A 20,014-nucleotide genomic window follows, 5' to 3' on the forward strand; every position below is an offset into this window, starting at 1 on the left:
TACCGTCAGGGCACTGGTTCGTGACCAAACTGTAACCTTTATGTCTACGTTTAAGGTTTGAGGGCTACACGCTCGGAACGAGCCGCACCACCCAGACCACGCACCGCCCGTCCCCCAGACCACCCGCAGCACCGGCACCACCAGTCAGGAAGGCCCACTCTCGTGGCAGCAGCACCGCAGAACTACTTGGCCGTCATCAAGGTCGTCGGCATCGGCGGCGGCGGCGTCAATGCCATCAATCGCATGATCGAGGTCGGCCTCAAGGGTGTCGAGTTCATCGCCATCAACACCGATGCCCAGGCGCTGCTCATGAGCGACGCCGACGTCAAGCTCGACGTCGGCCGCGAGCTGACGCGCGGCCTCGGCGCCGGCGCCGACCCCGAGGTCGGCAAGAAGGCCGCCGAGGACCACTCCGAGGAGATCGAGGAGGTCCTCAAGGGGGCCGACATGGTCTTCGTCACCGCCGGTGAGGGCGGCGGCACGGGCACCGGCGGCGCCCCCGTCGTGGCTCGCATCGCGCGCGAGCTCGGTGCCCTGACGATCGGTGTCGTCACTCGCCCGTTCACCTTCGAGGGCCGTCGTCGCGCCAACCAGGCCGAGTCCGGCATCGGCAGCCTCCGCGAGGAGGTCGACACCCTGATCGTCATCCCCAACGACCGGCTGCTCTCGATCAGCGACCGCAACGTGTCGATGATGGACGCCTTCCGCTCGGCCGACCAGGTCCTGCTCTCCGGTGTCCAGGGCATCACCGACCTCATCACGACGCCCGGTCTCATCAACCTCGACTTCGCCGACGTCAAGTCGGTCATGCAGGGGGCGGGCTCAGCCCTCATGGGCATCGGGTCCGCGCGCGGCGAGGACCGGGCCGTCCAGGCGGCCGAGCTCGCGATCAGCAGCCCGCTGCTCGAGGCGTCCATCGACGGCGCGCACGGCGTCCTCCTCTCCGTGCAGGGTGGGTCCGACCTCGGTCTCTTCGAGATCAACGAGGCCGCCCGCCTGGTCCAGGAGGCCGCCCACCCGGAGGCCAACATCATCTTCGGTGCCGTCATCGACGACGCCCTGGGCGACGAGGTCCGGGTCACGGTCATCGCCGCGGGCTTCGACAGCGGCGGCCCCAGCCAGCGACACGACGACCGCGCCCTCGGGCAGGTCATGGGTCGCTCGCAGCCGGCCCAGCAGCGTCCGGCCTCGCCGGCCCCGCAGTCGGCGCCGCAGCACTCCAACGGCGTGCCCCAGACGGCTCCGCAGCAGGCGGCGCCGCAGCAGGCACAGGCGGCCCCGGTGCACCACCAGCAGCCCGCCCAGCAGCTGCCGACCCAGCAGCCCGCTGCCCCGGCGCAGCAGCCCCAGCACCACGCTCCGGCCCCCGCGGCCCAGCCGGTGCAGCAGCCGCCGCGCCAGGTGACGTTCGACGAGGGCGACGACCTCGACGTCCCCGACTTCCTCAAGTAGGGCCACGGGCGGCCCGAGGCCGAGATCGACCCGGACGGGCGGGAGACGCGTTCAGCGTCTCCCGCCCGTCGGCGTCCCAGGGCCCCGCAACGGTGCGGTCGGCCGCGGGCCGCTCTGGTCCGCGGGATAGGTTTGTCATCGTGTTCTACTGGCGCACCACCACCGCGAGCGACGGCGACACCTGCTCCGTCGACCTCGCCTTCACGGGTCGGTCGGCAGGCCGGGGGAGCGGGCCGTATGCCGGTCTCAACCTCGGCGGTCACGTCGGCGACGACCCCGCCGACGTCGAGGGCAACCGCACCGCCGTCGCGCACGAGATCGACGTCCCACGCGATCGTCTCGTCCTCATGAACCAGGTCCACGGGGCCGATGTCGTGCAGGTCGACGGGCCGTGGGTCGGGGAGCCACCAGCGGTCGACGGAATCGTCACGCGGGCAACCGATCTCGCGCTCGGTGTGCTGGTCGCCGACTGTGTCCCGGTGCTGCTGCACGATGCTCGCGCCGGAGTCGCCGGGGCGGTGCACGCCGGTCGGCCGGGCATGCTCGCGGGCATCGTCGGCATGGCCGTGACCGCGATGCACGACCTCGGTGCGACGTCCGTCTCGGCGACCGTGGGGCCGTCCGTCTGTGGACGGTGCTACGAGGTCCCGGCCGAGATGGCGCGCACCGCCGCCGAGACCTCAGCGGCCTCCGCCGCACGGTCCTGGACCGGGACCCCGGCCATCGACGTGGCCGCCGGCGTCGTCGAACAGCTCGCTGCGGCTGACGTCGCGGTGCAGTGGGTCCCGGGCTGCACCCGCGAGAGCGGCGACCTCTACTCCTACCGGCGCGACGGCCGTACCGGTCGTTTCGCCGGCATCGTCGCGCTCCGGCCGGTGCACGCGTGACGGGCGCCCCGTCGAGCGGTGACGCGGCGCGACGCGACGAGCTGCGCGACAGCCTCGGTGCCGTGCGCACGCGCATCGAGCGCGGCTGCGCCGAGGCCGGACGCGACCCCGACGACGTCACCCTCGTCGTCGTCACGAAGTACTTCCCGACCTCCGACGTCCTGCTCCTGCACGACCTCGGCGTCAGGCACTTCGGCGAGAACCGCGACCAGGAGGCCGCCCAGAAGTTCCGAGAGGTCCGGCACCGGCTCTCGGAGGCCGGCGCCGAGGCGCCGACCCTCCATTTCATCGGCCGGCTCCAGAGCAACAAGGCGGCGCACGTCGCGGGCTACGCCGACGTCGTCCAGTCCGTCGACCGCACGAAGCTCGTCGCCGCCCTCGCCAAGGGCGCCCACGCCGCGGACCGGACCGTCGAGGTGCTGCTCCAGGTGAGCCTCGACGGCGACACGTCGCGCGGTGGTGTCCTCCCCGCCGATGTCGACGCCCTCGCGGACACCGTTGCGGCACAACAGCTCCTGGACCTGCGCGGCGTCATGGCCGTCGCCCCTCTGGGCGCCGACCCCGACGCGGCGTTCACCCGGCTGCGAGAGGTGGCGGACGGCATACGTGCTCGGCACCCCGGTGCCGACTGGATCTCCGCCGGCATGAGCGGCGACCTCGAGGCCGGGCTGCGGCACGGAGCGACACTCCTGCGTGTCGGCACGGCAATCCTCGGTTCACGCCCGTCACTTCTGTAACGTCGTCAACGATCACAATCCGACGTTTTGGGAGTTGGCCATGGCAGGGGCACTGCGCAAGACGATGGTGTACCTCGGACTGAGCGAGGAGGACCAGCGTCATGATCGTTACGACGACTACGACGCCTACGACGAGTCCGACCGCTACGACGACGAGACCGAGCACACCGCTGCCGTGACGCAGCTGCCCACGAAGCGGCCCGTCGCCGCCGTCGTGCGCGATGTCGAGGTCGGTTCGCTCAACCGCATCACGACGATCCACCCTCGCACCTACAACGAGGCCAAGAACATCGGTGAGTGGTTCCGCGACCAGGTGCCGGTCATCATGAACCTCAGCGACATGGACGACGCCGACGCCAAGCGTCTCGTCGACTTCGCGGCTGGGCTCGTCTTCGGGCTGCACGGCACGATCGAGCGGGTCACCTCCAAGGTGTTCCTCCTCTCGCCGGCGCACGTCGAGATCTCGGCCGACGAGCCCGAGGCGCCGGCGGCCAACACCCGCGGCTTCTTCAACCAGAGCTGAGCCCACCAGTCCACCGCCGTGAGCGCGAACCGGGGTCACAGGACCATCGACCTGGGCCCCGGTTCACACTCTTGCCCCGACATCAGGGACACTGACCGACATGGACGCGTTCTGGACGATCTACGGGGTGGTGGTCTTCACCTTCTTCATCGCCCTCATCGGCCGCTTCGTCATCGACTGGGTGCAGGTGCTGGCCCGGTCCTGGCGACCCACCGGGGTCGTCCTGGTCCTCGCCGAGGCCGTCTACACCGTGACCGACCCGCCCCTGCGCGCCCTGCGCAAGGTCATCCCGTCACCGAGCCTCGGTGGCGTCCGACTCGACCTCAGCTTCCTCGTCCTGATGTTGCTGACCTCTCTCGCTCTCAACGTGCCGAGCTTCTTCTGACCGACCGGCGGTCACCCGTCCCGCACCTCGGGCCGCGGGTGTCCACACGCCGATCGGTGAGCATGGCTTTGGTTCGTGACCGGAACGTTAGATACCGTTGACCCGAACCATTACGTCTGTATCGAGGTGACACATGGCGCTTACGCCTGAACAGGTGCTCAACAAGCACTTCCAGACCACGCAGTTCCGTCGTGGCTACGAGGAGCGGGACGTTGACGACTTCCTGGACGAGATCGTGGCGGAGATGCGTTCGCTCATCGAGCAGCGTGACGACTACCTGAAGCAGCTCAACGACTGCCGCGCGAGCAAGAACCAGTCGGCCGTCCGTGCCGACGGTGCGACCGCGGCCATGCCGGCCGTGGGCCGGCCCGGTGACGACGCCAAGCTCGGCGGCCTCACCGCGAAGATCCAGGACGCGGAGCGCGCCTTCAAGGCCGCCACCGACCGCGCGGCCAAGGCCAAGGCCGACGCCGAGAACGCCGAGCGGGTCGCCAAGGAGCGCATCGACCGCGCCAAGGCCGAGGCCGAGCGCGCCGAGGCGGCCGCCAAGTCCGCCGTCGACTCGCAGGCGCTCAACGACGCCCAGGCCAAGCTCAACGGCATCAACTCCCAGGTCGCCGACGCCGAGGGCAAGCTCACCAAGGCGCAGGAGAACGCCCGCGCCGCCGAGGAGCGGGCCGCCAAGGCCCAGGCCGACGCGGAGGCTGCCGCGGCCACCGCTGCACGACTGCGCGAGGAGGCCGCCAAAGCTCCGGCGCCGGCTCCCGCTCCCGCCGCAGCCGCTGCTGCCGCGCCGGCCGCAGCCGCCGCGACGGGCAACGTCGACGCCGCGGGTGTCATCGCCCTCGCCCAGCGCCTGCACGACGAGCACGTGGCCGCCGGTGAGACCCGTCGCGACGAGCTCATCTCCGAGGCCGAGAACCGCCACCGCGAGCTGCTCGCCGCGGCCCAGGCCCGGCACGACGATCTCATCAACACCGGTCAGAGCCGTCACGACGAGGCCACCCAGCAGGCCGAGCAGATCTCGGCCGCAGCCGCGGCCCAGCGTGAGCAGATGATCTCCGAGGCGACCTCGCAGCGCGACCAGATGATCGCCGAGGCGACGTCCAAGCGTGACGAGATGCTCACCGAGGCTCGCGAGCGGGCCACGGGCATGGTCGCCGAGGCGCAGCAGAAGAAGGCGGCCCTCCTCGAGGAGCTCGACAAGCAGAAGGGCCTGCTCGACCGCAAGATCGCCGAGCTGCGTGGCTTCGAGAAGAACTACCGCAGCAACCTCAAGTCCTACATCGAGGGTCAGCTGCACGACCTCGACTCGAGCGCCCAGGAGCCGGCCCACGCCGGAGCCGGAGACGGCAACCAGGGCTGAGTCCCACCTCGAACAGACGCACGCAGGCCGTCCGGGCATCGTCCCGGGCGGCCTGAGGTGTATCCGAAGGGCGAACACTTCGCCCGCATAAGCGTTTCGCGTTTGTGCACGACCCGTGCGGGGCTTATTGTCAGCCCCACTTGTCAGCGTCGACGGCTTGAGCGACGGAGGGTCTGATGGCGGCGAAGAAGACGGCAGCGGCGACGACCGCGGCCAAGCGGGCCACCGCGAGCAGGACGACGGGCGCAGCCAGGAAGGCAGCGCCTGCGGCGAAGACTGCGACGAAGCCTGCGACCGCGAGCAGGACCGCCACGAAGACGGCGACGAAGACCGCGACCACGGCTTCAACGGCCAAGAAGGCCGCGACGAGAGCCACGCCGGCCAAGAAGACGGCGACCAAGGCCGTCCCCGTGAGGACGACGGCGACCAAGGCCGCGCCGGTCAAGAAGGCCGCGACGAAGGCCGCGCCGGTCAAGAAGGCCGCGACGAAGGCTGCGCCGGCGAAGAAGGCCGCGACGAAGGCTGCGCCGGCGAAGAAGGCCGCGACCAAGGCTGCGCCGGCGCAGAAGACGGCGACCAAGGCTGTGCCCGTGAAGAAGACGGCGACCCAGGCTGTGCCCGTGAAGAAGACGGCGACCAAGGCCGCCGCCGAGAAGCGGGTCACGACGAAGGCCGCGCCGGCGAAGAAGACCGCGACGAAGGCCGCGCCCGTCAAGAAGTCCGCTCCGGCGGCTGGAAGGACCACCCGGTCCACGGCGGCGACGAAGCCGCCCGCCACGACGTCCACCCGAGCAGGAGCCGCGAGCGCGAAGTCCGCTGCCAAGGCCCCTGCGACACGAACCAAGAAGGCATCAGTGACCACGAGCTCCACGGCAGGACCCCGCTCGACCACGAAGAAGGCCGCGGGCACCACGACGAACCGCACCAGCGCCCGCAAGCTCGCTGAACAGCTGCGGGTCAAGGACGACGAGAGCCCCTGGAGCGAGGACGAGATCAGCGAGGTGCGTGGGGTCCTGCTCGAGGAGATCGAGCAGCACCGCGTCGAGCTCAAGCTCGCGGAGGACGAGCTCGACGACCTGCTGCGCGCCTCGGGCGACGGCTCGGGCGACGACCAGGCGGACGCCGGCGCCAAGACGGCCGAGCGCGAGCACGAGATCTCCGTCGCGGCCAACGCTCGCGCGAGCCTGCGCCAGGCCGAGCACGCGCTCGAGCAGCTCGAGGCCGGCACCTACGGCATCTGCGAGAACTGCGGCAACCCGATCGGCAAGCTTCGACTTCAGGCCCGTCCTCGTGCGACCCTGTGCATGACATGCCAGGAGAAGCAAGACCGCCACTGACGCCCACGCACGCCACGTCGACCCCCCGCGCGGGGGTCGACGGCGTGTCCACCACTACCTCGACCGAGACCGTGAGTTCGACGCCCGCCGACGAGAGCCGCCCGACGCCAGACCGGCGCAGGCGACTGTTCGTCGTCCTCGGCGTCGTCGCCGTTCTCGCCTTCGTCAGCGACCAGCTGACGAAGATGGTCGCCCTCGACGTGCTCGGCGACGGCGAGTCACGCCCGTTCGTCGGAGACTTCATCCGGCTCAAGCTCATCGGCAACCCGGGCGCGGCCCTGTCGCTCGGGGCGGGCAACACGTGGGTCATGACCGGCATCGCCCTCGCGGTGCTCGTCGCGATCGTCGTCGTCGCCCGCCAGCTCGGGTCGCGGGCCTGGGCCATCGCGCTCGGCCTGCTGCTCGGAGCCGCGATCGGCAACCTCACCGACCGGTTCGTCCGTCCACCCGGCGGCGGCCAGGGGCACGTCGTGGACTTCATCGACTACAACCGCTGGTTCATCGGCAACGTCGCCGACATCTGGATCGTCTCCGCAGCGTGTCTCGTCGTCATCCTGGCTCTGCTCGGGATCGGCGTCGACGGCCGGCGCGACCACGGCCGGGCCGCGACCGCTCCCGACGCCACGACCGACCAGACCACTGTCCGGACCACCGGCGAGACGACCACGAACGGCGAGACCGACATGACGCAGCAGACCCACGGGACGCCGGACGCTCCCGAGACGCACGAGGCGCGGCGTCAGGGGGGCGACCATGCCTGACGTGCGCACCGTGCTCGTGCCGGACGGCCTCGAGGGCGAACGCGTCGACGCCGGCGTGGCCCGCCTCTTCGGGGTCTCGCGCACCAAGGCCGCCGACCTCGCCGCCGACGGCCACGTCGTCATCGACGGCAAGGCGGTCGCGAAGTCCGAGCGGCTCTCCGCCGGCTCGATGCTCGAGGTCTCGTTGCCGCGCGCCGAGGACAGCCCGAGCCTGCAGGTCATCGCCCAGCCGGTGCCAGGCATGTCGATCGTCCACGACGACGACGACATCGTCGTCGTCGACAAGCCGGTGGGTGTCGCCGCGCACCCCAGCGTCGGCTGGAGCGGACCGGACGTCGTGTCGGGGCTCGCCGCGGCGGGCTACCGGATCTCGACCTCGGGGGCCCCCGAGCGCCAGGGCGTCGTCAGCCGACTCGACGTCGGCACGTCCGGTCTCATGGTCGTCGCCAAGAGCGAGTACGCCTACTCCCGGCTCAAGCAGGCCTTCCGCAGCCGGACGGTCGACAAGACGTACCACGCCCTCGTCCAGGGCCTGCCGGACCCGGTCGTAGGGACCATCGACGCGCCGATCGGACGCCACCCCGGGCACGACTACAAGTTCGCCGTGATGAAGAGCGGCAAGCCGTCGGTGACGCACTACGAGGTCATCGAGGCGTTCCGCTACGCCAGCCTGCTCGACATCCACCTCGAGACGGGCCGCACCCACCAGATCCGCGTGCACTTCGCAGCGCTGCACCACCCGTGCTGCGGTGACCCGACCTACGGCGCCGACCCGAAGCTCGCAGCTCGCCTCAAGCTCGAGCGACAGTGGCTGCATGCAAAGGGTCTCGGCTTCGAGCACCCGGGCACGGGGGAGTACGTCCACTTCGAGAGTGACTACCCGGAGGACCTCCAGCGCGCGCTCGACATCATCGCGACCTTGTGACCTTCACCCTCGAGGTGAGGGTGAAGGTCCGTGCGGGCCGTTCCGTATGCCGTGTGGCGGCGTCGTGTCCGTGCTGAACCCGACCGGGGCGGCGCGCTCCGGGTCGGGCTGGCGCGGGTTCGTGGCGGCCACGGTGCCGGAGTCTGCCCGGGACCGCCACCGTCCGAGAGCGACCCCGAGCCCGAGCGCCAACACCGCGGCGGCGGTCGTCGCCCACCAGGGCACCGCACCGGGAGCCGCCCCCGCGACCGTGGTGGGCAACACGGCTGCCACCCGGGCGGCAGCCACCGGCCGTGCCGTGGGCGAGGACGTCGAGGTCGGGGACGGCCTCGCGTCGCCGTAGACGCCGAGGGAGGTCAGCGTCGCGAGGAGCAGGGCGGTGTCCTTGGGCCGGTGCAGCACGGCGGGCGCCTGGAAGAGGTCCTTGCCGTCGGCGAGGTTCATCGACGTCTCGACCCAGACGTCGTCGCCGTCGATGATGACGGCGTCGACGCGCCACGGCGTGACGTCGTGGATCAGCCACGTCAGCCGGACCCGCGAGTCCATGAACGACACCGCGGGCATCGCGTCACCGGTGGGGGTGTTGTAGACGTCGAGGGCCTTCTCGAGGTTCGCGTAGGCCTGGCTCCCGGTGAGGGCGCCCGCGGCCCGGGACCCGTCGTAGTCGACGGCGAGCACGGACGTCGGGCCGCCGGCGGAGGCCGGCGGCGCGGCCACGACGAGCAGCGCCGCCGCGACGGCGGCGACGAGCAGGGGGAGTCTGCGCATGGTGTTCTCCTGGGGCGAGTGGGCCCCCGCGAGGGGCCGACGCCACCTCAACACCGCTGCGGGCGCGGAGGTTCGCCCTCAGCCGGCCGACCGGGCCACGCGCAGCGCTTCCTCGAGGCTGTTCGCACCCTCGAGGCGGTAGGTCACCTCACCCGCCGAGGACGGGACGACCCAGACGAGAGTCGGCCCGGCGAGGCGCGGCGGCTCGGAGTGGGTGTCCCCGGTCCGGTCCACCCACTCGACGCGGTGCGGCGACCCGATCCACACCGCGTCGTGGTCGGCCACCCGGGTCGGGGTGACCGCGTCCCACACCGTCTTGAGGTAGCCCCACGACAACGACCCGACGAAGACGTCGAGACGGGTCGTGTCGGCGCCCGACCCCCACACCAGCTCGGCGACGCGACCGTCGTGCGTGACCGTGACGGACGTCGGTGGGCCGAGCGCCGTGGGCGTCCCGATGTCCGCGCCGATGACCTGCTCCGCCTGCCTCAGCGTCACGGGCGTCGCCGTGGCCCCTCCGGCGCTGCTACCCACCGCTCTGGACGCCGGCGATGTCGTCGTGGGAGTCGCGGGCGGTGCGGGCACCTCCCGCACCACGATGCCGCCGATGCGGAGCAGCTCGAGGACCGCCGCACGGACCGGCGGGACGAGAGCGAGCACGAGCACGACGACGGCGGCCGTCGCCCAGCCGAGCCGGCGCCTCATGACGCGCGTGGCACGTGCGGCGCTGGGGATCGTCGCCACCGCCTCGGGCGGCCGCACGGATGGCGGCTCGGGCGCCGGCGCGGCCCGCTGCACGGCGGCCAGGCGGGAGAGCACGAGCGTCGCGAGGTCCGGCCTGGGCGGCTCGGTCACGAGCGTGCGGCCGAGGGCGACGAGCTCGGCCTCGAGGTCGAGGTGGTCAGGCATCGGCCATCACCTCCCGGAGCGAGCGCAGGGCGCGGTGGAGCCGGGACTTGACCGTTCCCGGCGGGATGTCGAGCGTCCCGGCGGTCTCCGCCTCCGAGAGCTCGAGCAGGTAGCGGCACGTCACCACCTCGCGCAGGTCGTCGGGCAGACCCTCCACCGCCTCGACGAGCCCGGCTCCCTGGTCGCGTGAGACCGCTGCGTCGGCCGGGTCCGGGACGGGGTCCGTCGCCGTCCTCTCCGCGGCCACACGGAGCTCGCGCAGGGCGCGCCGTGACCGGCCGCGCTGGAGGTTGCGCGTCTCGTTGACGACGATCCGCAGCAGCCACGGACGGAAACCCGCGCCCTCGTGGAACCGCGGCAGGGCCTGGTATGCCTTCACGAACGCCTCCTGCACGACGTCGTCGGCCTCGCTCCCGGCGCCGGAGAGCACCGCGAGCCGTTTGGCGATCGGGGCGTGCAGCGTGACGAGCACCGCGTACGCCGATGCGTCCCCGGCGCGTACGCGAGCCAGTACCGCTGCCTCATCCGACGTGTCGATCGCTGCCTCCGTCCCCACCGACGACCGTGCCTCGGCACCATGGTGCCGTCCCGACGCCCCCTCAACACCGCTCGCGCCGGATCGGTTCGCGCGGACCGCGCGACACCCCAACCGACACGCCGAGGAGTGTCCTCGCGGAGGCTTAGACTCGTCCACGATGTCGACCGAAGCCGCCCCGCGCAACGACCAGAACTTCGTGCACCTCCACGTGCACACGGAGTACTCCATGCTCGACGGGGCGGCGCGTATCGGCGACCTCTTCAGCGAGGCGGCGCGGATGGGCATGCCGGCCCTCGCGACGACCGACCACGGCTACGTCTTCGGCGCCTACGAGTTCTGGAAGAAGGCGCAGGGCACCGGCGTCAAGCCGATCATCGGCGTCGAGGCCTACATCACGCCGGGCACGCACCGCACCGACCGCACCAAGGTCAGCTGGGGCGACGGCGGTCGCGACGACATCTCGGGCAGCGGCGCCTACACCCACATGACGATGCTCGCCGAGAACAACCAGGGCATGCACAACCTCTTCCGGATGAGCTCCATCGCGAGCCTCGACCAGGTCTACACCAAGTGGCCGCGCATCGACCGCGACCTCCTCTCGACCTACGGCAAGGGCCTCATCGTCACGACAGGCTGCCCGTCGAGCGAGATCCAGACGAAGCTGCGGTTCGGGATGTACGACGAGGCGCGCGAGGTCGCCGGCGAGCTGCGTGACATCTTCGGCAACGAGAACGTCTACGTCGAGCTGATGGACCACGGCCTCGACATCGAGCGCCGCACCCAGAAGGACCTCATCCGGCTCGCGCGCGACCTCAAGCTGCCGCTCCTGGCCACCAACGACCTGCACTACACCCGCGCCGAGGACGCCAAGGCCCACGCCGCCCTGCTCTGCGTCCAGTCGGGCTCGACCTTGATGGACCCCAACCGGTTCAAGTTCGACGCCGACGACTTCTACCTCAAGTCCGCGCAGGAGATGCGCCACCTGTGGCGCGAGCTGCCCGAGGCGTGCGACAACACGCTGCTCATCGCCGAGCGTTGCGAGGTCTCCTTCACCGAGGGGGAGGGGCGCTTCATGCCGCGCTTCCCGGTGCCCGAGGGCGAGGACGAGACGTCGTGGTTCATCAAGGAGGTCGAGACCGGCCTGTCGCGCCGCTTCCCCGAGGGAGTGCCCGACTACGCCCGCAAGCAGGCGGCCTTCGAGGAGGACGTCATCGTCTCCAAGGGCTACCCGGGCTACTTCCTCGTCGTCGCCGACTTCATCAACTGGGCCAAGCGCAACGGCATCCGCGTCGGTCCCGGCCGAGGCTCGGGTGCCGGCTCGATGTGCGCCTACGCCATGGGCATCACCGACCTCGACCCGATCCCGCACGGCCTCATCTTCGAGCGGTTCCTCAACCCCGAGCGCATGTCGATGCCCGACTTCGACGTCGACTTCGACGAGCGCCGGCGTGGTGAGGTCATCCGCTACGTCACCGAGAAGTACGGCGAGGAGCGTGTCGCGCAGATCGTCACCTACGGCACGATCAAGGCCAAGCAGGCCCTCAAGGACGCGAGCCGCGTCCTCGGTCACCCGTTCGCGATGGGCGAGAAGCTCACCAAGGCGATGCCACCCGACGTCATGGGCAAGGGCATGCCGCTCGCCGACGTCTTCAAGCCCGACTCCAAGCGCTACAACGAGGCCGGCGACTTCCGCGTCGTCCACGACGAGGACCCCCAGGCGCAGGAGGTCGTCGCCACGGCGCTCGGCCTCGAGGGCCTGAAGCGCCAGTGGGGCGTCCACGCGGCCGGCGTCATCATGTCGAGCGAGCCGCTCGTCGACGTCATCCCGATCATGCGCCGCCTGCAGGACGGCCAGATCATCACGCAGTTCGACTACCCCAGCTGCGAGTCGCTGGGCCTGGTCAAGATGGACTTCCTCGGCCTGCGCAACCTGACGATCCTCGACGACGCCATCGAGAACATCAAGCTCAACCGCGACGAGGACATCGACCTCGACGAGCTGTCCAAGACCCTCGACGACCGCGCCACCTACGACCTGCTCGGTCGCGGCGACACCCTCGGCGTCTTCCAGCTCGACGGCGGCGGCATGCGCTCGCTGCTGCGCCTCATGCAGCCCGACAACTTCGAGGACATCTCGGCGGCCCTCGCGCTCTACCGACCGGGGCCGATGGGTGTCAACGCCCACACGAACTTCGCGCTGCGCAAGAACGGCAAGCAGGAGGTCGTCCCGCTCGACCCCCAGCTCAAGGGCAAGCTCCAGCAGGAGATGATCGACGCCCTCGACCCGATCCTCGGGATGACCTACGGCCTGGTCATCTACCAGGAGCAGGTCATGGAGATCGCCCAGAAGCTCGCCGGCTACACGCTCGGCAACGCCGACCTGCTCCGTCGCGCGATGGGCAAGAAGAAGAAGGAGGTCCTCGACGCCGAGTACGTCCCCTTCTCGGAGGGCATGAAGTCGCAGGGCTTCAACGAGGCCTCCATCGCGGCGCTGTGGGGCGTCCTCGTCCCCTTCTCGGACTACGCGTTCAACAAGGCGCACACGGCGGCATACGGCCTCGTGTCGTACTGGACGGGCTACCTCAAGGCCAACTACCCCGCCGAGTACATGGCGGCCCTGCTGACGAGCGTGCGCGACGACAAGGACAAGTCGGCGCTCTACCTCAACGAGTGCCGGCACATGGGCATCAAGGTGCTGCCGCCCGACGTCAACGAGTCGATCGCCAACTTCGCGGCCGTCGGCACCGACATCCGCTTCGGTCTCGCCGCGATCCGCAACGTCGGCCTGCCTGTCGTCCAGGCGATCATCAAGGCCCGCGAGGAGAAGGGGTCCTTCGCCTCGTTCAAGGACTTCCTCTCGAAGGTGCCGGCCGTCGTCTGCAACAAGCGCACCATCGAGTCCCTCATCAAGGGTGGCGCGTTCGACTCGCTCGGCGAGAGCCGGCGCGGCATGGTCGAGGTCCACGAGCGCTACATCGACGCGCTCGTCGAGGTCAAGAAGCAGGAGGCCATCGGCCAGGACAGCCTCTTCGGCAGCTTCGGCGACGACGACGACGCCGGCGCCTCCGACGGCCCGGGGGCCTTCGACGGCCTGCCGCCCGTGCCGACGCTCGAGTGGGACAAGGCCAGCCTGCTCTCCTTCGAGCGCGAGATGCTCGGCCTCTACGTCAGCGACCACCCGCTCTTCGGCATCGAGCACATCCTCGCCACGCATGCCGACACCTCGATCGCCTCGCTCATGGGCGACGACCCCAAGGCCGACGGCACGCCCGTCACCGTCGCCGGGCTCATCACGAGCCTCCAGCTCAAGCGCACGAAGAAGGGCGACCTCTGGGCCATCGCGACCGTCGAGGACCTCGACGGCGCCATCGAGTGCCTCTTCTTCCCCTCGGCCTACATGACGTACTCGACGATGCTCGCCCAGGACACCGTCTGCGCGGTCAAGGGCCGCATCAGTGCCCGCGACGACTCGATCTCGATTTTCGCCCAGGAGCTGACGATCCCCGACATCAAGGAGGGACCGCGCGGGCCGGTCGTCCTGACCCTCCCACTCGGTCGGGCCACCCCCGCCGTGGCCGAGAGCCTCAAACGCGTCCTGGGGGAGCACCCCGGCGCGACCGAGGTCCAGGTCAAGCTGACCCAGCCCGGGCGCTCGGTGCTCATGTCGCTCGACGACTCGCTCCGGGTCAACGCCACCTCGGCGCTCTTCGGCGACCTCAAGGCCCTGCTCGGTCCGGCCTGCCTCAGCTGATGCGCGAGGCGGACCGCCGGCGGCTGCGTCGGGCGCGGATGGCCGCGCTCCTCCTGTCGCCCCCGCTCGGTAGCGACGGTCCGGTGTCGGCGCTCGCCGTCGCCCGGGAGCTCGGCGCCCTGCAGGCCCAGGACTACGGCAGCGGTGTGTGGTCCCTCGGGGTGCGCTCGGGACTGACGCTCGAGCAGGTCGAGCAGGCTGTCGTCGACCGTGAGGTCGTGCGCACGTGGCCGATGCGCGGCACGATCCACTGGGTCCCGGCCGAGGACGCCCGGTGGATGTGCGAGCTGCTCGCGGCGCCCCGCAGCACGACGCTCGCCACGCGCTTCGCCCAGCTCGGCATCACCGAGGCCGATGTCGAGCTGTCCGGACGACTCTTCGAGCAGCACCTCCGTGAGCCCATGAGCCGTCCCGACGTCGCCGCCCTCCTCGTCGATCACGGCATCGACCCCACCGACCAGCGCAACTACCACCTCATCGGGCACCACTGCATGAGCGGACTCATCTGCCAGGGGCCGGTCATCGGCAAGCAGCCGAGCTTTGTCCTCATCGACTCGTGGGTTCCTTACTCCCGCAAGCCGTCCCGCGAGGAAGGGCTCGCGACGGTGGCCGAGCGCTACGTCCGCAGCCACGGTCCCGTCACCGAGAAGGACCTCGCCGGCTGGCTGCTCAAGCCGCTCGGTCTCACGCGCGAGGCGCTCGCGTTGGTCGGTGACCGCATCGTGAGCGAGGTGCTCGACGGGCAGAGGTGGCTCACCCACGTGGACGCGCGCCCGGTCCCCGAGGGTCCTGGCGGCGTGCACCTGCTGCCCCAGTGGGACGAGTTCCTCCTGGGCTACAAGTCGCGCGACGTGACCCTGCCGCCCGAGCACTTCGTCAAGGTCGTGCCCGGCCGCAACATGGTCTTCAAGCCGACGCTCGTCGTCGACGGCGAGGTCGCCGGCACCTGGCGGCGCGTCCAGAAGCGCGAGCACGTGCTCGTCGAGGTCTCCCCGTTCGCCGACCTGTCGGCCCGCCGGTGGCGCGAGGTCGACGCAGCGGCCGCCGCCTACGGCACGTTCCTCGGCACCGAGGCCGAGGTCGTACGCGTCGGGCCGGCCGACAGGACCGCCTGACGTGGCGCGGGGGCCGGTTCCACCCTCCCCGCTGCCGCCGCGTCACGGCGTCGACGCCCAGCGCTTCCGGATGCCGCAGTCGGGGCCTTGGGGGTCGCTGCGCGACCACCTCGTCGAGCGGCTTGCACCGGGACTCACGGCCGACGAGGTCGACCGGATGCTCGGGGCGGGGGAGTTCGTCGACGCCTCGGGAGCGCCGGTGCCCGCGGACGCCCCGTTCGTGCCGCAGTCGGCCGTCTGGGCGCACCGCGACCTACCGGTCGAGGTGGTGCATCCGGAGGAGCTCGTCGTGCTGCACCGCGACGAGCGCATCGTCGTCGTCGACAAGCCGCACGACATGGCGACGATGCCCCGCGGCCGGCACGTCGTGCAGAGCGCCCTGGCCCGGGCCCGCGTCCTGACCGGCGAGCACCGGCTCGCCCCGGCCCACCGCCTCGACCGGCCGACGGCAGGTGTCCTGATGTTCACGACGGAACAGCGGTGGCGCGGCGCGTACCAACGCGTCTTCGCCGAGTCGCTCGCGCACAAGGAGTACCTCGCGGTCGCACCCGTCCGTGAGGGGCTCGTCCTGCCCCTCGTCCGGCGCACGCGCCTGGTCAAGGAGCACGGCACGCATCAGGCCCACGAGGTCGAGGGCGCCGAGCCCAACGCCGAGACGCTCGTCGAGCTGGTCGACACGGCGTCCGGTGCCGGGCGGGCGGGGGAGGACCTCGGGCTCTACCGCCTGACGCCCCGCACCGGGCGCACGCACCAGCTGCGCTGCCAGCTCCAGGGCCTCGGCGTCCCCATCGTCGACGATCCGCTCTACCCCGTCGAGGGAGACGTGCCGGTGGGCGACTTCAGCTCCCCGCTGCAGCTGCTCGCCGCCGTGCTGGCCTTCGACGACCCCGTCGACGGCACACCCCGCCGGTTCGTCACGCGGCGCCGGCTGGCCCGCTGGCCCGGCTCGTGGCCCGCCTGCTGAGCCCCGCGACGGGCCGGCCGCGATGTCACCGGGCGTTCAGCAACCGGTGGTCATCTCGACGCGCGAGACGGACCGCCCCGGTCTAGGGTGACCCGCAGACCGCGCGGAAGAGCCGGTCCCAGGGAGGAAATCCATGCGTCAATCTCGTCCTGCCCTGCGCCGGGTCGCCGCGGTCACCACCGCTGCGCTCGCCGTGGGCATCACCCCCTTCGTCGCGGCCGCACCGGCCTCAGCGGCGGCCCCGACGGAGCTGTTCATCAGCGAGTACGTCGAGGGCTCGAGCAACAACAAGGCGCTCGAGATCTACAACGGCACCGGGGCGACGGTCGACCTCGCCGCGGCCGGGTACACCGTCCAGGTCTTCGCCAACGGCGGTAGCACTGCCATCACCACGAACCTCACCGGCTCCGTCGTCTCCGGAGACGTGTTCGTCTTCGCGAACAGCTCGGCAAACGCCGCGATCAAGGCTGCCACCGACCAGCAGAGTGGCAACGCGAACTGGAACGGGAACGACGCAGTCGTGCTGCGCAAGGGCTCGACCGTCCTTGACGTCGTCGGCCAGGTCGGTAGCGACCCCGGGGCCGCAGGATGGGGCACGGACCCGACCAACACGACGGACAACACGATCCGCCGCAAGTCGTCCGTCACCAAGGGCGACACCAACGGTTCCGACGCGTTCGACCCCGCCGTCCAGTGGGACGGCTACGCCGTCGACACCATCGACGGCCTGGGTAGCCACTCCGTCGACGGCGGTCCGGCGACCGACGTCGCTCCGAGCGTGACCTCGACGACCCCGACCGACGGCTCGCCCAACGTCGCGGTCGACGCGAGCCCCACGGTGACCTTCTCCGAGCCGGTCAACGCCACCGCGGGAGCCTTCACCCTCTCGTGCTCCCTGTCCGGCGCCAAGACCTTGGCTGTCACCGGCGGCCCGACGACCTTCACGCTCGACCCGTCGGCCGACTTCGCCCTCGGCGACGCCTGCACCCTGACGGTCTCGGCCCCCGCCGTCACCGACCAGGACGCCATCGACCCGCCGGACTCCCTGGCGACCGACGTCGTCGTGCACTTCTCGGTGCCGGCCGCCAACCCGTGCGAGGTCACCCCGACCCCGATCCCGGCCATCCAGGGCAGCGGCGACACCGCGGCGATCACCGGCTCGGTCACGACGCGCGGCGTCGTCGTCGGTGACTACGAGGGCGGGTCACCCGCCCTGCGCGGCTTCTTCCTCCAGGACCCGAAGGGCGACGGCGACCCCGCGACGTCCGACGGCATCTTCGTCTTCGAGGGCAGCAACGCCAATGCCGTCCAGCTCGGTGACGTCGTCACCGTGACGGGCAACGCCGGCGAGAACCAGGGCCAGACCCAGGTCAGCGCCGCCACCGTCGCGGTCTGCGGCACCGGTTCGGTCGCCCCGACCGAGGTGCGCTTCCCCGTGGCCAGCCCGACGGCGCTCGAGCGCTACGAGGGCATGCTCGTCACGCTCCCGCAGGACATGTCCGTCACCGAGCACTTCCAGCTCGGCCGCTTCGGCCAGGTCACGCTCTCGCAGGGAGGCCGCCTCGAGCAGCCGACCAACGTCGTTGCCCCGGGGGCCGACGCCGCGGCCCTCCAGGCGTCCAACAACCTGCGCAAGATCATCCTCGACGACACGACGCAGGCCCAGAACGTCGACCCGATCGTCTTCGGTCGAGGCGGCCAGCCGCTGACCGCGGCCAACACCCTGCGCGGTGGCGACACCGTCACTGACCTGACCGGTGTCCTCAACTACACCTGGGGTGGCAACGCGGCCAGCGCCAACGCCTACCGCATCCGCCCGGTCTCCCCGTCCGCGACCGTCGACTTCCAGCCGACGAACCCGCGTCCTTCGAGCCCGCCCGCCGTGGGTGGCGACACCCGCGTCGTCGGGATGAACTTGCTCAACTTCTTCAACACGCTCGACACGACCGGCAACAACTGCCGCGGCGGGCTCTCCGGTGCGGTCATGGACTGCCGCGGAGCCAACACCGCAACGGAGTTCGACCGCCAGTGGCGCAAGACCCTCGCTGCAGTCTCGGGCACCCAGGCCGACGTCGTCGCCTTCATGGAGATGGAGAACGACGGCTACGGCGCGGACAGCGCCGAGCAGTTCCTCGTCGGGAAGCTCAACGAGAAGGACGGCTACGGCACGTGGGCGTTCATCGACGCCGACGCCGGCACCGGCCAGACGGACGCCCTCGGCAACGACGCGATCAAGGTCGGCATGCTCTACAAGCCGGCCGCGGTGACGCCGGTGGGCACGACCGCGGCGCTCAACTCCGTCGACTTCGTCAACGGGGGCGACTCCGGCCCGCGCAACCGTCCCTCGCTCGCCCAGGCGTTCCGCGACAACTCGACGGGTGGCACGTTCGTCGCCGTCGCGAACCACCTCAAGAGCAAGGGCAGCGCGTGCGACGCGCCCGACGCCGGCGACGGCCAGGGCAACTGCACCGCGGTCCGCGTCCGTTCGGCGCAGCTGCTCGCCGCCTGGCTGGCCGGTGACCCCACGGGCACGGGTGACCCCGACGTCCTCATCCTCGGCGACATGAACTCCTACGCCAAGGAGGACCCGATCACGACGCTCGAGAAGGCCGGCTTCACCAACCTCATCGAGCAGCGCAACGGGCGTGAGGCGTACTCCTACGCCTTCGACGGGCAGTGGGGCTACCTCGACCACGCGCTCGGCTCGGCGTCGATCAGCAGCCAGGTGACGGGAGTCGGCGACTGGCACGTCAACGCCGACGAGCCCGCGATCCTCGACTACAACACCGAGTTCAAGACGGCCCGGCAGGTCACGAGCCTCTACGCGGCCGACGAGTTCCGGATCTCCGACCACGACCCCGTCGTCGTCGGGCTCGACCTCACCAACGCCGCCCCGGTCGTCGGCACGGTCACCGGCCCGACGTCGGCCGTCTCGGTCGGCTCCCCGGCGGGCGTCAGCGCGACGTTCTCCGACGCCGACCCACTCGACACCCACACGGCGAGCATCGCGTGGGGTGATGGGACGACCGCGGCGGCCACCGTCACCGGTGGCACGGTGAGCGGCAGCCACGTCTACGCGGCGGCGGGCATCTACACCGTGACCGTCACCGTCACAGACCAGTGGGGCAACGCGGGCTCGGGCACGACGAGCGTCGTCGCCTACGACCGCGCGGCCGGCTTCGTCACTGGGGGCGGCACGATCGCGTCCCCGGCCGGCGCCCTGACCTCGAACCCGTCGCACAGCGGCAAGGGCAGCCTAGAGCTGTCCGTCGCCTACGGCAGCGGGGCCACCGTTCCGTCCGGCTCGTTCGGCTACGGCCTCGCGGGCACGTCGTTCTCCGTCGCCACGACGACGTTCGACTGGCTCGTCGTCAGCGGCACGACGGCGACCTTCTCGGGGCCGGTCACGGTCAACGGGACCGCCGGCTACCGCGCGGTCGTCACCGTCACCGACCAGGGCAAGAGCGACACGTTCCGCCTCGTCGTGACGACGACGTCGGGCTCCGTGGCCTACGACTCCGGCACGCAGACCGTGAATGGTCAGATCGTCATCCACTGACCGACGCATGGACGCACGGCCCGGGATCGACCGATCC

At 70.9% G+C, this 20,014-nt stretch carries 17 protein-coding genes; 13 read left to right on the forward strand and 4 right to left on the reverse strand.

The window, feature by feature from the left end:
- Positions 1 to 162: 162 nt before the first annotated feature.
- From ftsZ to ASH01_RS12835, 6 genes are all read left to right on the forward strand, one after another.
- Complete coding sequence (gene ftsZ / locus ASH01_RS12810; RefSeq protein WP_056776251.1) at positions 163 to 1,452, forward strand: cell division protein FtsZ; 1,290 nt, start codon at positions 163 to 165, stop codon at positions 1,450 to 1,452.
- Between the two features lie 140 nt (positions 1,453 to 1,592).
- The gene (locus ASH01_RS12815) at positions 1,593 to 2,339 is read left to right on the forward strand and encodes a polyphenol oxidase family protein (protein WP_056776253.1); all 747 of its coding nucleotides are present in this window, start codon (positions 1,593 to 1,595) and stop codon (positions 2,337 to 2,339) included.
- Entirely contained in the window at positions 2,336 to 3,076 is a 741-nt protein-coding gene (locus ASH01_RS12820) for a YggS family pyridoxal phosphate-dependent enzyme (RefSeq protein ID WP_056776255.1), read from the forward strand. Before ASH01_RS12815 ends, ASH01_RS12820 begins: the two co-directional genes overlap by 4 nt.
- A gap of 40 nt (positions 3,077 to 3,116) precedes the next feature.
- Entirely contained in the window at positions 3,117 to 3,599 is a 483-nt protein-coding gene (locus tag ASH01_RS12825; RefSeq protein ID WP_056776256.1) for a cell division protein SepF, read from the forward strand.
- Positions 3,600 to 3,699: 100 nt separating this feature from the next.
- Positions 3,700 to 3,984, forward strand: coding sequence for a YggT family protein (locus tag ASH01_RS12830; protein ID WP_020144665.1), 285 nt, complete (start codon positions 3,700 to 3,702; stop codon positions 3,982 to 3,984).
- A gap of 133 nt (positions 3,985 to 4,117) precedes the next feature.
- Positions 4,118 to 5,350, forward strand: coding sequence for a DivIVA domain-containing protein (locus tag ASH01_RS12835; RefSeq protein ID WP_056776258.1), 1,233 nt, complete (start codon positions 4,118 to 4,120; stop codon positions 5,348 to 5,350).
- 130 nt (positions 5,351 to 5,480) lie between these two features.
- Here the strand turns inward: ASH01_RS12835 and ASH01_RS23250 are convergent, their stop codons facing one another.
- Positions 5,481 to 6,173, reverse strand: coding sequence for a hypothetical protein (locus ASH01_RS23250; RefSeq protein ID WP_162263875.1), 693 nt, complete (start codon positions 6,171 to 6,173; stop codon positions 5,481 to 5,483).
- A 31-nt stretch (positions 6,174 to 6,204) separates the two neighbouring features.
- Here ASH01_RS23250 and ASH01_RS12845 point away from each other — a divergent pair, with 31 nt between their 5' ends.
- The 3 genes from ASH01_RS12845 (at position 6,205) to ASH01_RS12855 (ending at position 8,373) form a co-directional block, all read left to right on the forward strand.
- Positions 6,205 to 6,687 (forward strand): TraR/DksA family transcriptional regulator, encoded by a 483-nt coding sequence (locus ASH01_RS12845; protein ID WP_056776261.1) that lies wholly within the window; start codon positions 6,205 to 6,207, stop codon positions 6,685 to 6,687.
- Between the two features lie 71 nt (positions 6,688 to 6,758).
- Positions 6,759 to 7,448, forward strand: a complete 690-nt coding sequence (lspA, locus tag ASH01_RS12850) for a signal peptidase II (RefSeq protein WP_235509609.1) — start codon at positions 6,759 to 6,761, stop codon at positions 7,446 to 7,448.
- Complete coding sequence (locus tag ASH01_RS12855; protein WP_056776265.1) at positions 7,441 to 8,373, forward strand: RluA family pseudouridine synthase; 933 nt, start codon at positions 7,441 to 7,443, stop codon at positions 8,371 to 8,373. The genes lspA and ASH01_RS12855 overlap by 8 nt, the downstream gene beginning before the upstream one ends.
- Positions 8,374 to 8,376: 3 nt before the next feature.
- Here ASH01_RS12855 and ASH01_RS12860 read toward each other — a convergent pair whose 3' ends face one another.
- The 3 genes from ASH01_RS12860 to ASH01_RS12870 form a co-directional block, all read right to left on the reverse strand.
- Positions 8,377 to 9,141, reverse strand: a complete 765-nt coding sequence (locus ASH01_RS12860) for a hypothetical protein (RefSeq protein ID WP_056776268.1) — start codon at positions 9,139 to 9,141, stop codon at positions 8,377 to 8,379.
- A gap of 78 nt (positions 9,142 to 9,219) precedes the next feature.
- Positions 9,220 to 10,050, reverse strand: coding sequence for a hypothetical protein (locus ASH01_RS12865; protein ID WP_056776270.1), 831 nt, complete (start codon positions 10,048 to 10,050; stop codon positions 9,220 to 9,222).
- On the reverse strand, positions 10,043 to 10,606 hold the full coding sequence (locus ASH01_RS12870; RefSeq protein WP_056776273.1) for an RNA polymerase sigma factor: 564 nt from the start codon (positions 10,604 to 10,606) through the stop codon (positions 10,043 to 10,045). The genes ASH01_RS12865 and ASH01_RS12870 overlap by 8 nt, the downstream gene beginning before the upstream one ends.
- 139 nt (positions 10,607 to 10,745) lie before the next feature.
- On the opposite strand from ASH01_RS12870, the gene dnaE reads away from it, so the two are divergent.
- The 4 genes from dnaE (at position 10,746) to ASH01_RS12890 (ending at position 19,977) form a co-directional block, all read left to right on the forward strand.
- Positions 10,746 to 14,339, forward strand: a complete 3,594-nt coding sequence (gene dnaE / locus ASH01_RS12875) for a DNA polymerase III subunit alpha (protein WP_056776276.1) — start codon at positions 10,746 to 10,748, stop codon at positions 14,337 to 14,339.
- Positions 14,339 to 15,454, forward strand: a complete 1,116-nt coding sequence (locus tag ASH01_RS12880; RefSeq protein WP_235508786.1) for a winged helix DNA-binding domain-containing protein — start codon at positions 14,339 to 14,341, stop codon at positions 15,452 to 15,454. Before dnaE ends, ASH01_RS12880 begins: the two co-directional genes overlap by 1 nt.
- A gap of 1 nt (position 15,455) precedes the next feature.
- A complete protein-coding gene (locus ASH01_RS12885) occupies positions 15,456 to 16,418 on the forward strand; it encodes a pseudouridine synthase (RefSeq protein ID WP_235509610.1) in 963 nt (320 codons plus the stop codon).
- 133 nt (positions 16,419 to 16,551) lie between these two features.
- The gene (locus tag ASH01_RS12890) at positions 16,552 to 19,977 is read left to right on the forward strand and encodes an ExeM/NucH family extracellular endonuclease (RefSeq protein ID WP_056776281.1); all 3,426 of its coding nucleotides are present in this window, start codon (positions 16,552 to 16,554) and stop codon (positions 19,975 to 19,977) included.
- Positions 19,978 to 20,014 lie beyond the last annotated feature (37 nt).

It is taken from the genome of Terrabacter sp. Soil811 (assembly GCF_001429655.1).
Taxonomy (GTDB): Bacteria; Actinomycetota; Actinomycetes; order Actinomycetales; family Dermatophilaceae; genus Terrabacter.

Excerpts from the sequence above, each read along its gene's own strand:
- ASH01_RS12825 (WP_056776256.1), top strand. The coding sequence starts at position 3,117 with ATGGCAGGGGCACTGCGCAAGACGATGGTGTACCTCGGACTGAGCGAG.
- ASH01_RS12830 (WP_020144665.1), top strand. The coding sequence starts at position 3,700 with ATGGACGCGTTCTGGACGATCTACGGGGTGGTGGTCTTCACCTTCTTC.
- ASH01_RS12835 (WP_056776258.1), top strand. The coding sequence starts at position 4,118 with ATGGCGCTTACGCCTGAACAGGTGCTCAACAAGCACTTCCAGACCACG.
- ASH01_RS12855 (WP_056776265.1), top strand. The coding sequence starts at position 7,441 with ATGCCTGACGTGCGCACCGTGCTCGTGCCGGACGGCCTCGAGGGCGAA.
- ASH01_RS12860 (WP_056776268.1), bottom strand. The coding sequence starts at position 9,141 with ATGCGCAGACTCCCCCTGCTCGTCGCCGCCGTCGCGGCGGCGCTGCTC.
- ASH01_RS12865 (WP_056776270.1), bottom strand. The coding sequence starts at position 10,050 with ATGCCTGACCACCTCGACCTCGAGGCCGAGCTCGTCGCCCTCGGCCGC.
- dnaE (WP_056776276.1), top strand. The coding sequence starts at position 10,746 with ATGTCGACCGAAGCCGCCCCGCGCAACGACCAGAACTTCGTGCACCTC.
- ASH01_RS12880 (WP_235508786.1), top strand. The coding sequence starts at position 14,339 with ATGCGCGAGGCGGACCGCCGGCGGCTGCGTCGGGCGCGGATGGCCGCG.
- ASH01_RS12890 (WP_056776281.1), top strand. The coding sequence starts at position 16,552 with ATGCGTCAATCTCGTCCTGCCCTGCGCCGGGTCGCCGCGGTCACCACC.